Raw genomic sequence first — 12,319 nt, 5'->3', positions numbered from 1 at the left:
CTAGGAGTGAGAAAAGATGCAAGTACCACAAATTAGGTTAGAGAGCACCACAGCTCAGATTGGAATCAAAACTAATAATGCGAGGGTAGAAATTCAGCAGCCGAAAGCTGGACTATCTATTCAACAGCCAAAAGCAGAGCTTACAATCGAAACGATTCCCTCGATATTAACTATCGATCAAACGGAAGCATGGGCAGACATGGATTTAAAGCACATCTCTCGTAGAATCGAAGAAGCGGCTGGGCAAGGACGAAAGGATTTATTGGCGGGTATTGCTAGACGGGCACAAGAAGGCGAAGAGTTAATGAAAATAGAAGACGGTGGAAATCCGATTCCGCAACAGGCGAAAAGAAAGAGTGAGAAGCCTATGTATGAATTTAATATCGGATTTATTCCCTCTGCTGGAAGTGTGAAGATAAATTATCAACCTGCAAAGGTGAATGTTGATGTTCAGAATAATAAGCCAAAGATTGAAGTAGAAATTAACAAGCCAATCCTAGACTACCATCCAGGAAACGTTGATATCCAGCTTGAAAGAAGAAATGATCTTAAAATTGATTTTGAAACCATAGATATGAAGGCATAATAAGAAAAGAAGGATGGTGACTTATGCTATTGAAAACAAAGTACCATGGTGAGATAGAGGTTGCAGAAAATGATGTGTTGCATTTTGGACATGGAATTCCAGGATTCTTAGACGAAAAGGAATTTGTTTTATTATCTTTAGAGGAAGGATCACCATTTTCTATCCTACAATCAAAGAAGACATCAGAACTTGGATTCGTCGTTGTAAATCCATTTTTATTCTTTAAAGACTATGAGTTTGATTTAGGGGAAGCTGATAAAGAATTGCTATCTCTTGAAAAGGAAGAAGATGTTGTGGTTTGGACAATTTTAACCTTAAAAGAAACCTTTGAAGAATCAACTGCGAACTTACAAGCCCCAATTATTGTGAATTCAAAAACGAAAAAGGCAAAGCAAATAATAATAAATAACCCATCATTAAGAACGAAGCATAAAATTCTTACTAACATATAGGAGGTGGAAGCGTGTTAGTTTTAACGAGAAAAACGAATGAATCAATTCAAATTGGTGATGAGATTGAGATTACAGTTTTATCGGTACAGGGCGATCAAATAAAGCTGGGGATAAAAGCCCCTAAAAATGTAGAGATTCATCGGAAGGAAGTTTATCTTTCCATTCAAGAGTCGAATAATGAAGCTGCTTCCACTTCGGTGAATATTTTAGATTTAATTAGGAATAAGTCCTTTGACCTTGAGTGATGAGCTTGAGGTTTTTTTGTTTGGGTTTTTATGCTTCAACAATACGAATTCAAAAAAAATCGATAGAAAACTTTTTAAAAATATATCTTTAAAACTATTAAACAATTTCTTACAAGGTCGATATTAATAGTGTAAGGGACAAGCTTGCTGGCGGCCGACAGTAAGAGATGTTCATAAATAGTAAATTCACATGGATGTGAATTAAACTTAAATTCAAGGAGGAAATATTACAATGAGAATTAATCATAATATTGCGGCGTTGAACACACATCGTCAGTTATCAAGTGCATCTGCAAACCAATCAAAATCAATGGAGAAATTATCTTCAGGTCTTCGTATTAACCGTGCTGGTGATGATGCTGCTGGTCTAGCAATTTCTGAAAAAATGCGTGGACAAATTCGTGGATTAGATATGGGTTCTAAAAATGCGCAGGATGGGATCTCATTAATCCAAACAGCTGAAGGTGCTTTAAATGAAACTCATGATATCCTTCAGCGTATGCGTGAATTAGCTGTTCAATCATCCAACGACACTAACACATCATCAGATAGAAGTGAGATTCAAAAGGAAATTGATCAGTTGAATTCTGAAATTGATAGAATCGGTAACACAACAGAGTTTAACACTAAAAAATTATTAAATGGCGAAGTTGGAGTAAATGCTTATTCTTCTGATCTAGCAAACGTAAAGAACGTTACTGCAGGTTCTGATACAACATCAGGTACTTATACCATTACTGCAACAGCTTTAGCGACTACAACAAATGTCGATTCAAGTACAATTTCTCTAGGGGACAACTTAGCTGCAAGTGGTACTCTTGATGGAACAAGAACACTTTCAAGTTTAGCTGCAGCTAACGGAACTGCATCAATTACAGTAAATGGGAAAACATTTAGCTTTGATAGCTCAAAAACAATTGATGATATTAAAAATGAAATTAATGCTTCTTCTGGTCAAACAGGTGTAACTGCTGATTTCGCAATTACATCAGCAGCAGATGGTACTGCAGATGACATCACTTGGTCTTTCACAGCAACTCAAGCAGGTTCTGCTGGCGCTGTTGCTGTTACAGGGGCGACTGAGATTTTTGGCGGAACATATAGTGCAACTGTTACAGGAGCGGATGCTACATTTACAGCTACTGGTATTGATGAGAACAGCGTAGCGATCTCGGGTCTTGGAACAGCATCTAACTTTGAAGTAAAGGGTAATACTGTCACTTATAAAGATGGTGCAGCTGAGGGCTTGAAATTTGAGCTTGCAGGCACAACTGCAACAACTGTTTCGGTAAATGATGATAACGTTCTAAGTTTCCAAATTGGAGCAAATGAAGGGCAAACGATGAATGTTGCTGTTCAGGATATGCGTTCTAGTGCATTAGGAATAAACAATCTAGATGTTAAAACAACGAGTGGAGCAAATACAGCTATTTCAACAATCAATACAGCAATTGAAACTGTATCGGCAGAGCGTTCAAAACTTGGGGCATACCAAAACCGTTTAGAGCATACAATTAATAACTTGAATACTTCTTCTGAAAACTTAACTGCTGCTGAATCTCGTGTACGTGACGTTGACATGGCGAAAGAAATGATGACTCAAACTAAGAATTCAATTCTTTCTCAAGCAGCACAAGCAATGTTGGCTCAATCCAATCAAATGCCTCAAGGAGTTTTACAACTTCTAAGGTAGTTTGATAGAGGGCGTCTAGCTTGGTAACGAGCTAGAGTATAACTGGGTGAATTGCTGGAACTTCCTAAAGCTTCATCAACCACAACGTAACTGGAGACGGTCAGCGTGAAGGTCTGAAAATGATGAAGATGAAACAATGGATAATCAGCAGCCAAGCTCCTGTGAGGAAACTCTGGAGAAGGTTCAACGACTAGAGAACACGGTCTAAGGCGAAAGCTATGACTATGAATCTCGTAGGGCAGCAAAAGCTGTTCGAAGTGCCCAGCTCCATGGAAAATATGGATGAAGATATAGTCTATTCTGTAACTGAAAGGTACAGTCGCAAAGCAAGCGAACCAACAACCACAAGGAGTATTACAACTTCTTCGTTAATTTTAGATTATTTGAAAGGGACTCTGGCTTCTTTGCTAGAGTCTTTTCTTATTGTATTTTTCATTATGTATAATAGAAAGGAATTTGATAATGACAAATTTTACATTTGAGCTTCTCAAAAAGGAAGAACTAATTGACCATCCCGTTTCGGGTTCTATAGGTTATAATATCGAGTATTTTATTTCAAATGATATGCATGGCGATTTGGCAAAAGGGGTCGTAAGGGTTATTGTAAATGAAAATGGAATTTTCCCTGATTTAGTTCAACTAAATAAGAATGTTAATACGGAAATTAGGAGTAGCCTAATTATCAAATTAAAAGAGTACGTAAAAGATTTAGAGTAATAATCGGCTCCTGTAAGGAAACTCTGAGGAAGTTCCAATGACTGGTTAAGGTAGGAAAACTGTTAATATTAATCTCGTAGGGCAGCAAATGCTATTCGAAGTGCCAAATTTCATGTAAAAAACATTTCTACATTTAGTCTAGCTAATGGGAAAATCAAGCATATATCATAATATTGAGCATTCATGTACATGGTGTTCGTCAAAATGGGGCTTCTCTCTTTGAGGGAAGTCCTTTTTCAATTGAAGGAGGACAAAAGATGATATATTTAGACTGGTTTGTAGGAACAATGAAAAAGACATTTAACATTGAAGTCAAAAGAGAGGATGTAGGCTACGAAGCCCATGATTTCTATCATGAAGAAATAGATGATTTGCTCATCCCAGCTGAACACTTAGAAAAGCTACCCAACCCATTGCTTATTGAAGCAATTTCGTATGTAGATGATAAAGGGTACGAGTGGATTGCTGGTTATGTACTTAAGGAGGAAACGAGAAAGAATCTGTACGAAGTATGGATAAAGAATGGGGAACAAATTGCTTATGAAATGTATGTAGACTAAAAAATCATTTGGACTATTTTCATGGTTGATTGAATCATTCAAGCGGGATTCACGACATTTCTTCCTGCAAACTCACGACAAAACTTATGGGACGTATATTCAGTTTCGAAGAATGGATGAGTGGCAAAGAACTTGAATGATTTCTGTAAGAAAAAACTGCCGACATTATTATATAACTGTCGTGAGCGGATAAGAAAGGGACTGGAAAAATGAATACAAGGAAAATGTAAAAGGCTATTGGTGTATAAATGCATACATCAATAGTCTTTTTTCATTTTGGAGGTGAATCATTCTTGGAGATAGCAGAGTTTGAGCAATGGCTCTTTACAGAGGGGAAAGCAGCCAAAACAATCGAGTCCTATGTGAATGATGTCAAAGGATTTCAATCATATTTGCAAGAGAAATTGAAGGATGTTCCAGTCCTATCCCGTTTCTCCTTTGTGCGGTATAAGGAACATCTGATGAAGGAGGACTATACCGTTTCAACCATCAACAAAAAGATTAATAGCCTAAAAGTTTACAACGATTTTCTAAGAACCAAAGAAATTGTATGCGAGTCATTCATTCAGTTGAAGCGGGATAGAATTAAAATTGCTTCTGGAAGTGAGGACAATGTGGATGCTCTTTCGGATGAACAGGTGGAACAATTGCTTTTCTATGTTGAAAACAGAAACAAGGTTAGTACTCGTAACAAGCTGATTGTCTATTTGTTGCTCTATACAGGTGTAAGGGTTAGTGAATTGGTTGGAATCAAGATAGTAGACATTGACTTCCTGACGAATCAATTGACGGTGATTGGAAAAGGAGGAAAGAGGCGTGAAATCGGGCTTAGACAGGATCCTTGAGTCACATGGGTTTCTCGATTAGGTAGATTTTTGATTTTTGATTTTTGAGGTTGCTTTTCGTCAGTTATCAAGTGCATCTAATGCACAATCTAAATCAATGGAAAAACTAGCTTCAGGGCTTCGTATCAACCGTGCTGGTGACGATGCAGCAGGTCTAGCAATCTCTGAAAAAATGCGTGGTCAAATTCGTGGATTAGATCAAGCTTCTCGTAACTCTCAAGATGGCATTTCATTGATTCAGACGGCTGAAGGTGCATTGAACGAAACACATGATATTCTTCAACGTATGCGTGAACTAGCGGTTCAATCTTCAAACGACACAGCGACAGATGCTGATAGAACTGAAATGCAAAAAGAAGTTGCACAGTTAAAATCTGAAATAGACCGTATCTCAGAAACAACTGAATTCAACACTAAGAGTCTCTTAGACGGAAGTGCTTCAAAAACTGCAAATTCGGCTACAAGCTTTGCTAATACAAAGATTACAGGTGTTACAGTAATAAATGATAATTTAAAGGAAGACACATACAAAGTAGCACTGACAGCTGGAGCTACTGAGGTATTTACACAAGTGTCTGACACGACAGATGTATCAGCCATAGCAATTACTACTGGTAGCACTGTTGAAATGGGTGAATACACATTAGAATCAACTGTTAATGCAACTGATTCAACAAAATTAGATTATGTTTTAAAAGATGCAGATGGTAAACAACTTGCTACTAATACATTAGATAAGTCAGCAACTACAGCTACACTTGGAGGTTTCGATTTTACTGTAACTGATTCCAGCGCTGGAACAACTGGTGCAGGTACTTTAAAATTCACAGTTGGTCAAACAGCAACATTTACTGTATCTGATAGTGCAAATAATGTGGTTGGTACGACAACAATAACAAATGACACAACTGGTAAAGCAAGTGTTGGTGGACTAGAATTCTCTTTTAATTCTTCTTTAGCTGCTACTGCTGTAAAAGATGCTGATGTTAAAATTGATGATAATTCTTTAGAGTTCCAAATTGGTGCTAATGAGGGGCAAACAGTTAAATTAGCTATTAATGATATGGATACTACTGCATTATCTATCAACACTGTAGATGTTTCAAATAAAACTGGTGCTCAAAATGCTATCACTAAACTAGATGCATCAATCCAAAGTGTTTCTGCAGAGCGTTCTAAACTAGGTGCATACCAAAATAGATTAGAGCATACAATTAATAATTTAAATACTTCATCAGAAAACTTAACAGCATCTGAATCACGTATCCGTGACGTAGATTATGCTTTAGCTGCCTAAGCAGTGACAAGCACAGTCGTCCTAGCTGGTAACGGCTAGTGAGTATTATCGGGTGAATTGCTGGAAACCCCTTAGAGCTTTTCTTGCCACAACGTAGTTGGAAACGACAAACGTGAAGGCCTGAAAAAAGAAAAGATTGGGCAATCAGCAGCCAAGCTCCTGTCTCGAAAGAGTGGAGAAGGTTCAACGACTAGGATATACCATCTAAGGCGAAAGCTATGATGATGAAATCCGTAGGTGAAACAATGTACATCAGCATTGTGAATCCGAAGTGCCCGACCCCTACTAGATTATTAGAGGGTGAAGATATAGTCTGGTCATTTATGAAAGTAAATGTTCGCACGATGGCGAAAGAAATGATGACACAAACAAAGAACTCTATTCTTTCTCAAGCAGCACAAGCAATGTTGGCTCAATCTAATCAGTTGCCTCAAGGAGTTTTACAACTCTTGAGATAATGATTAAGGGCGTCTTATCTGGTAACGGATAAGAGTATAACTGGGTGAATTGCTGGAACTTCCTAAAGCCTTATCAACCACAACGTAACTGGAAACGGTAAGCGTGATGGTCTGAAAATGATGAGAATGAAACAATGGATAATCAGCAGCCAAGCTCCTGTGAGGAAACTCTGGGGAAGGTTCAACGACTAGAGAATACGGTCTAAGGCGAAAGCTATGACTATGAATCTCGTAGGGCAGCAAAAGCTGTTCGAAGTGCCCGGCCCCTATAGGTGCCTGTCACCTCCCGGATTTTGTCGAATAGATTCGGAGTCTCATAGGGTGAAGATATAGTCTATTCTATGATCGAAAGACATAGTCGCAAAGCAAGCGAACCAACAACCACAAGGGGTTTTACAACTTCTACGTTAATAATAATTAGAATAATGGCCTTCTCATTTGAGAAGGCCATTATTTCTTAGTTCTCTTATTTTATATACGACTGACCAATAAGTTCTTCCAATTGTAATTGCAATTTCACTATCTGATTTTCCATTCGTTTTTAAACTAATGATAGTAGTAAGTTCTTCTTCAGTGTATTTTTTAAACCTTGAGGAATCCGATTGTATCACTTGATATCCGTGATGAGTTATATTAAATTTCTCAATCTCGATATTTAATCGATAGTTCCAATCCATCTTATACTTCATACACTCAATTGAGTTAATTCGCTTATTTATATCATTTAGAAATTTATAGACATCCTTTGATTTAGTCATTTTTAATATAAATCCTTCACCATCGTTTCTTTTATTAATTGAAAGAGGAATATTGAACACTGTTAAGATAAAGACTTTAAGTTCTTCTAATTCTTTCTTAGTATAACATTGTAAATAAAAAGCTATTGAGGGGGAGATATACACTATCTTCTTTCGATGATTTACCCTCCTACTAATTAATAAAGAACCGTCATCTAAATATAGGACCATCAAAAAGTAGAGTGATGTACAATGCTTCAATAGTAACTCTAAAGGTATGTGTTTTTTACCATCTGTGCAGTAAAAGTAAGGGTAGAGATTAGTAAATAAACACTGCGATTTTGATCTGACCGTGTTACTTTTACTCGTTATGTATAACAATTCGGGGAGACTTTCAACTTTCCATTCACGATACCCTTTTTGTTGTATTCCATAATGTTCTCTATAACTATTGTTTTTTCTTCTGGAATTCTATATATTTTTGTAATTTCTCCATCCCCTAATATACTAGCTAGCAAAATGCTTCTTTGGATTAGATTTAACTTCTCAAGTTCTTTCACTTTTGTCACCTCCTAAGTTAACTATACAAAACGTATGTTCTCTATTGGTTACAACTATATTAATTAATAGTAAATATTAAACTTTTAATTAGAGTTGCCGATAAAAAGATTAGAACATAACCCAGAGGAGTGTCCCGCATGTCTGTTGAAAAAATCACCTCGCAGCCTGCAATTCACAGCACTGATCCAACAAAACTAAATGGCAATAGAGAAACAATTGAAGTAAATCAAGCACCTCCAGTAATAAAAGAAACAGCATCTAAGGAAAAGTTAGAGAAAGTAGTAAACAGTATGAATGAGTTTCTTGAACCTTCTAATACTCATCTTAAATTTGAACTCCATGAAAAACTAAACGAATACTACGTAACCATCGTAGATAACCATACAAATGAGATTGTTCGTGAAATTCCGTCAAAGAAATGGCTAGATATGTATGCAACCATGACTGAATTTCTAGGATTTATTGTTGATAAAAAAATCTAAATTGAAGGAGGAGATTGAGCGATGAGAATAGGCGGATTAGCGAGTGGTATGGATATAGATTCTTTGGTATCTGAAATGATGAAAGCTGAACGTATACCAATGGATAAAATGACAAAAAAGAAGCAAACGCTAGAATGGCAGAGAGATGATTATCGCGGCATGAATAAGATCCTTCAGGAATTAGACGACTTGATGTTTCTTGATAAAAATGGGATTAGTAGGGAAGCGTCCTTTTTAAAGAAAAGTGTGACAAGTTCCAATGAATCTGCTGTTAGTGCAAAAGCGATTAATGCGGGGAGCAATATCACCACGAATATTGAGGTTGATAGACTTGCAAAATCTGCTTCATGGAAATCTGCTGCTGTTCTTCCTTATACTGCAGGTGCAGCTGAACTCTCTTTTACAGTGAAAGACCCTGGTGCAACGGCTACTAGACAAGTTGAAATTTCTATTTCTGCAACTGATACGATCGACAACGTAATTGCTAAGTTGAATACATCATCATTAGGTGTTACAGCAATGAAGGAAAAAATCTGGGATGGTGCAGCTTACACAGACACAATCGTTTTTACATCGAATGCAACTGGAACGGGTGGCGAACTTACCGTTAATGATTCAGTGACAAAGTCTTTTCTTCAGGAAAAGTTAGGGTTTACTGATACTAATAAATGGGACGGAAACAAGCTATTAGCTTCAACTGATGGTTTAGACGCAGTTATAAAAGTAAACGGCTTTCAAATGGAAAAAAAGTCGAACATCTTCACAATTAACGGAATAGAGTACACTGCAAAAAACGTAACAACTGATCCAGTTACAATCTCTAGTTCCACAGACGTCGATGGTATCCTCGACACAATCGTTAAGTTTGTCGACAAATACAATGAGGTAATCGGAAAAATTAATGGAGAAATCTCCGAAACACGTTACCGAGACTTTCAACCACTAACCGATGAAGAAAAAGAAGCGATGACAGAAGATCAAATTGAGAAGTGGGAAGAAAAGGCACATAGCGGACTTCTTAAAAATGATTCTGTTCTTTCAAGCGGGTTGAATAAAATGAGATCCGATTTTTATTCACCAGTTAATGGGACAGACAATCTCTCAGGTTTTACTCAGTTATCAGCCATAGGAATTAAAACCTCATCCAACTACCTAGACAAGGGAAAACTGATCCTTGACGAAGCGACCTTGCGAGAAAAAATTCAAGAAAATCCAAATGCGCTTTATGAATTATTTAATGCTGACGGTGACAACCAAGAAACAAAAGGAATTGCTAGACGTATCCGAGGCACAATTAAAGGTACAATTGACTCTATTGAAGAAAAAGCAGGCAACACTCTAACTACTAATCAATCCTTTACAATTGGTCGAAACCTTGACGATGTTGATAACCGAATCGATGCTTTTCAGGACCGTCTACTGCAATTAGAAGACCGTTACTGGCGCCAATTTACTGAAATGGAAAAAGCGATTCAGAAAGCCAACCAACAATCTGCATATATCACTCAACAATTCAGCAGCGGATACTAATTTTAATAAAAAAGGAGTGTAAACCATGGCAATCAACAACCCTTATCAAGCGTATCAACAAAACTCAGTCAGCACAGCTTCTCCAGGCGAATTAACGTTGATGCTTTATAACGGATGTCTGAAGTTTATTAAACAAGCTCATAAAGCAATTGAGAATTCTAATATAGAAGAAAAAAACCTAAATCTACAAAAGGCTCAAAAGATCATAACGGAATTAATGATTACATTAAACCCAGACCAAGAAATTTCTAAAAATATGGCCGTGATGTATGAATACATGAATCACCGTCTTCTGGAAGCGAACATGAAAAATGACCTTGCTATTCTAAAAGAAGTAGAAGGTCATGTAGTAGACTTCCGTGATACATGGAAACAAGTTATCCAAGTTGCTCGTCAACAGCAACACGGTAAAGGTGGACAAGCGTAGTGAGCGCTGTTCAAGCGGTTTATCAAATCACCGAAAAGCTTGTAAAGTTAGTCGAAACAGATTCGAAAAGGGAAAAACGTGATAAAATCATTGACTCGATAACATCTCATTTAGATAAGCGAGAAGAATTAGTACATCAGCTAAAGCCTCCTTATACTAAAGAGGAAGAACAACAGATGAAACAAGTTATCTCATGGAATGAACTGATTACAAAACAATTTTTTGCCCTTAAAGATCAAGTCAAAAAAGACATAACACAGCTTAAAAACACAAAATCATCGGCAAATAAATATGTAAACCCCTATCAGAATGCAACCGTAGACGGTAGGTTTTACGATAAACGAAAGTAGGTGGCCACTATGCAAACATTAACTTCAGATCAACATGAGCTACTTTCATATTATTTTCATTTGCTAAATTCAATTGAAGAAGGCTTTGATTATGTTATTGATAGTTTTCAGAACTTACAATTCACAGAGAGCGAACGAATCTTTTCAGACATCATCTCTGCCTTTTATCATATTGACTCATCAAATCCTTCAATTCTTTCAGTGGTAGAAGCGAACGATGAATTATCAAAAGAAATCGCCAAATTTGACTCTGTAATCAAGACATTAGAAGGCATAGAGTCTATTTTTACAAATCCTGAAGAGTATCATGCGTTTGTGAAAAATCAACTAACACCCTCTTTCTTAGCATGGAAAGAAGCAGTTCAATCACGCATGCAACCATATATTACTCATTGAAAAAAAGCTCGCCTTTAACTGCTAAGGCGAGCTTCATTTATAAACCCGCCCTCAAAAGGTTACAATTGGAGACCAAAAAACGCATGTAACCTCACTCCCGCGCATATACTGACTCAAGTATCATCTTAGAACTAAACCATGCACCTTTACAAAATCTTAAAAATTTCACAAAAACTTCACACTAAATTTACGTTTGTGCAGGAATCTAGTAGGGAAAGGTAGAATTAAGTTTACATATCCTTAAGTAAGGAGGAGTTCAATAATGAGGTATAACGTCAGAGGCGAGAACATTGAGGTAACTCCAGCACTAAGAGAGTTTACGGAGAAGAAAATTGGTAAACTTGAAAGGTATTTTGAGGATTCAGTTGAAGCAAATGTAAATGTAAACCTAAAGTATTACAATGAACAAGATTCAAAAATCGAAGTTACGATTCCAATGACAGAATTGGTATTGCGTGCAGAGGAACATAATGAGGATATGTACGCAGCCATTGATCTTGTTACGAATAAACTCGAGAGACAAATTCGAAAACATAAAACAAAGGTAAACCGCAAGTTTCGTGAACAAGGATCACCTAAGTTTATGTTTAGCAATGGAAGTGTTGCAGAAGGAACAGCAGCAGTTCAGACGCAACCAACGGTAGAAGACGAGGAAGATGCACTAGAACTCGTGCGTATGAAGCGTTTTAATCTAAAGCCTATGGATAATGAAGAAGCAATTCTTCAAATGAATATGTTAGGCCACAGCTTTTTCGTCTTCACAAATTCTGAAACGAACAATACCAACGTAGTCTACCGACGCAAAGATGGCAAATATGGCTTGATTGAGCCGCATGTATAAATTATGATGAATTAAAAAGCACAGCGCACTAGTCATTGCGCTGTGCTTTTTTTGTGTGCCAGGCATGTTCATCAACTAGACGGTGGAAGTCCGTTATGGGCGTTGGGATATGCGAACCATTAGTCGAAGGCAAGGGTGTCCA

The 12,319-nt window shown here is 37.1% G+C and carries 17 protein-coding genes and 1 pseudogene; 15 read left to right on the top strand and 3 right to left on the bottom strand.

Annotated features, from left to right (window positions below):
• The first annotated feature begins 16 nt into the window (after positions 1-16).
• The 9 genes from ACFFIX_RS12335 to ACFFIX_RS12295 all read left to right on the top strand — a co-directional run bounded on the left by ACFFIX_RS12335 (position 17) and on the right by ACFFIX_RS12295 (position 6,853).
• Entirely contained in the window at positions 17-586 is a 570-nt protein-coding gene (locus ACFFIX_RS12335) for a DUF6470 family protein (protein ID WP_378934308.1), read from the top strand.
• A 23-nt stretch (positions 587-609) separates the two neighbouring features.
• Entirely contained in the window at positions 610-1,038 is a 429-nt protein-coding gene (gene fliW / locus ACFFIX_RS12330; RefSeq protein ID WP_378934306.1) for a flagellar assembly protein FliW, read from the top strand.
• Positions 1,039-1,049: 11 nt separating this feature from the next.
• Positions 1,050-1,283 (top strand): carbon storage regulator CsrA, encoded by a 234-nt coding sequence (csrA, locus tag ACFFIX_RS12325; RefSeq protein ID WP_378934304.1) that lies wholly within the window; start codon positions 1,050-1,052, stop codon positions 1,281-1,283.
• Positions 1,284-1,515: 232 nt separating this feature from the next.
• Complete coding sequence (locus ACFFIX_RS12320; RefSeq protein ID WP_378934302.1) at positions 1,516-2,976, top strand: flagellin N-terminal helical domain-containing protein; 1,461 nt, start codon at positions 1,516-1,518, stop codon at positions 2,974-2,976.
• Positions 2,977-3,438: 462 nt separating this feature from the next.
• The gene (locus tag ACFFIX_RS12315; protein ID WP_378934300.1) at positions 3,439-3,693 is read left to right on the top strand and encodes a hypothetical protein; all 255 of its coding nucleotides are present in this window, start codon (positions 3,439-3,441) and stop codon (positions 3,691-3,693) included.
• A gap of 257 nt (positions 3,694-3,950) precedes the next feature.
• Positions 3,951-4,253: a hypothetical protein gene (locus tag ACFFIX_RS12310; RefSeq protein ID WP_378934298.1), complete on the top strand. Its 303-nt coding sequence runs from the start codon at positions 3,951-3,953 to the stop codon at positions 4,251-4,253.
• 293 nt (positions 4,254-4,546) lie between these two features.
• A complete protein-coding gene (locus ACFFIX_RS12305) occupies positions 4,547-5,098 on the top strand; it encodes a tyrosine-type recombinase/integrase (RefSeq protein WP_378934296.1) in 552 nt (183 codons plus the stop codon).
• A gap of 97 nt (positions 5,099-5,195) precedes the next feature.
• On the top strand, positions 5,196-6,395 hold the full coding sequence (locus ACFFIX_RS12300) for a flagellin N-terminal helical domain-containing protein (protein WP_378934294.1): 1,200 nt from the start codon (positions 5,196-5,198) through the stop codon (positions 6,393-6,395).
• Positions 6,396-6,616: 221 nt separating this feature from the next.
• Positions 6,617-6,853, top strand: coding sequence for a flagellin (locus ACFFIX_RS12295; RefSeq protein ID WP_378934292.1), 237 nt, complete (start codon positions 6,617-6,619; stop codon positions 6,851-6,853).
• A 434-nt stretch (positions 6,854-7,287) separates the two neighbouring features.
• On the opposite strand, the gene ACFFIX_RS12290 is transcribed toward ACFFIX_RS12295, so the two are convergent.
• The 3 genes and pseudogenes from ACFFIX_RS12290 to ACFFIX_RS12280 all read right to left on the bottom strand — a co-directional run bounded on the left by ACFFIX_RS12290 (position 7,288) and on the right by ACFFIX_RS12280 (position 8,150).
• A complete protein-coding gene (locus tag ACFFIX_RS12290) occupies positions 7,288-7,611 on the bottom strand; it encodes a hypothetical protein (RefSeq protein WP_378934290.1) in 324 nt (107 codons plus the stop codon).
• A gap of 48 nt (positions 7,612-7,659) precedes the next feature.
• Positions 7,660-8,019: pseudogene (locus ACFFIX_RS12285) on the bottom strand (DNA endonuclease); the annotation flags it as partial.
• Positions 7,959-8,150 (bottom strand): hypothetical protein, encoded by a 192-nt coding sequence (locus ACFFIX_RS12280; protein WP_378934288.1) that lies wholly within the window; start codon positions 8,148-8,150, stop codon positions 7,959-7,961. The gene ACFFIX_RS12280 and the pseudogene ACFFIX_RS12285, both read right to left, overlap by 61 nt.
• 138 nt (positions 8,151-8,288) lie before the next feature.
• Here ACFFIX_RS12280 and flaG point away from each other — a divergent pair, with 138 nt between their 5' ends.
• From flaG to hpf, 6 genes are all read left to right on the top strand, one after another.
• Complete coding sequence (flaG, locus tag ACFFIX_RS12275) at positions 8,289-8,633, top strand: flagellar protein FlaG (protein WP_378934286.1); 345 nt, start codon at positions 8,289-8,291, stop codon at positions 8,631-8,633.
• 21 nt (positions 8,634-8,654) lie between these two features.
• Complete coding sequence (locus ACFFIX_RS12270; RefSeq protein WP_378934285.1) at positions 8,655-10,163, top strand: flagellar hook-associated protein 2; 1,509 nt, start codon at positions 8,655-8,657, stop codon at positions 10,161-10,163.
• A gap of 25 nt (positions 10,164-10,188) precedes the next feature.
• Positions 10,189-10,590, top strand: a complete 402-nt coding sequence (gene fliS / locus ACFFIX_RS12265; RefSeq protein WP_378934283.1) for a flagellar export chaperone FliS — start codon at positions 10,189-10,191, stop codon at positions 10,588-10,590.
• Positions 10,590-10,940 carry a flagellar protein FliT gene (gene fliT, locus ACFFIX_RS12260; RefSeq protein ID WP_378934281.1) on the top strand — a complete coding sequence of 117 codons (351 nt, stop codon included), beginning with the start codon at positions 10,590-10,592 and terminating at the stop codon, positions 10,938-10,940. Before fliS ends, fliT begins: the two co-directional genes overlap by 1 nt.
• A gap of 9 nt (positions 10,941-10,949) precedes the next feature.
• Complete coding sequence (locus ACFFIX_RS12255; protein ID WP_378934279.1) at positions 10,950-11,336, top strand: DUF8042 domain-containing protein; 387 nt, start codon at positions 10,950-10,952, stop codon at positions 11,334-11,336.
• Positions 11,337-11,598: 262 nt separating this feature from the next.
• On the top strand, positions 11,599-12,177 hold the full coding sequence (gene hpf / locus ACFFIX_RS12250; protein ID WP_378934277.1) for a ribosome hibernation-promoting factor, HPF/YfiA family: 579 nt from the start codon (positions 11,599-11,601) through the stop codon (positions 12,175-12,177).
• The last annotated feature ends 142 nt before the right edge of the window (positions 12,178-12,319 follow it).

Origin of the sequence: Metabacillus herbersteinensis (assembly GCF_042433335.1) — a bacterium.
Lineage (GTDB): Bacteria > Bacillota > Bacilli > Bacillales > Bacillaceae > Metabacillus > Metabacillus herbersteinensis.
The sequence above is the reverse complement of the archived record's forward strand: the minus strand, read 5'-3'. Positions and strand labels throughout refer to the sequence as shown.

What these genes read in the sequence shown, in the direction of transcription:
- ACFFIX_RS12335 (WP_378934308.1), top strand. Translation starts at nt 17, where the DNA reads ATGCAAGTACCACAAATTAGGTTAGAGAGCACCACAGCTCAGATTGGA.
- fliW (WP_378934306.1), top strand. Translation starts at nt 610, where the DNA reads ATGCTATTGAAAACAAAGTACCATGGTGAGATAGAGGTTGCAGAAAAT.
- ACFFIX_RS12320 (WP_378934302.1), top strand. Translation starts at nt 1,516, where the DNA reads ATGAGAATTAATCATAATATTGCGGCGTTGAACACACATCGTCAGTTA.
- ACFFIX_RS12315 (WP_378934300.1), top strand. Translation starts at nt 3,439, where the DNA reads ATGACAAATTTTACATTTGAGCTTCTCAAAAAGGAAGAACTAATTGAC.
- ACFFIX_RS12310 (WP_378934298.1), top strand. Translation starts at nt 3,951, where the DNA reads ATGATATATTTAGACTGGTTTGTAGGAACAATGAAAAAGACATTTAAC.
- ACFFIX_RS12300 (WP_378934294.1), top strand. Translation starts at nt 5,196, where the DNA reads ATGGAAAAACTAGCTTCAGGGCTTCGTATCAACCGTGCTGGTGACGAT.
- ACFFIX_RS12295 (WP_378934292.1), top strand. Translation starts at nt 6,617, where the DNA reads ATGATGAAATCCGTAGGTGAAACAATGTACATCAGCATTGTGAATCCG.
- ACFFIX_RS12290 (WP_378934290.1), bottom strand. Translation starts at nt 7,611, where the DNA reads ATGACTAAATCAAAGGATGTCTATAAATTTCTAAATGATATAAATAAG.
- flaG (WP_378934286.1), top strand. Translation starts at nt 8,289, where the DNA reads ATGTCTGTTGAAAAAATCACCTCGCAGCCTGCAATTCACAGCACTGAT.
- ACFFIX_RS12270 (WP_378934285.1), top strand. Translation starts at nt 8,655, where the DNA reads ATGAGAATAGGCGGATTAGCGAGTGGTATGGATATAGATTCTTTGGTA.
- fliS (WP_378934283.1), top strand. Translation starts at nt 10,189, where the DNA reads ATGGCAATCAACAACCCTTATCAAGCGTATCAACAAAACTCAGTCAGC.
- ACFFIX_RS12255 (WP_378934279.1), top strand. Translation starts at nt 10,950, where the DNA reads ATGCAAACATTAACTTCAGATCAACATGAGCTACTTTCATATTATTTT.
- hpf (WP_378934277.1), top strand. Translation starts at nt 11,599, where the DNA reads ATGAGGTATAACGTCAGAGGCGAGAACATTGAGGTAACTCCAGCACTA.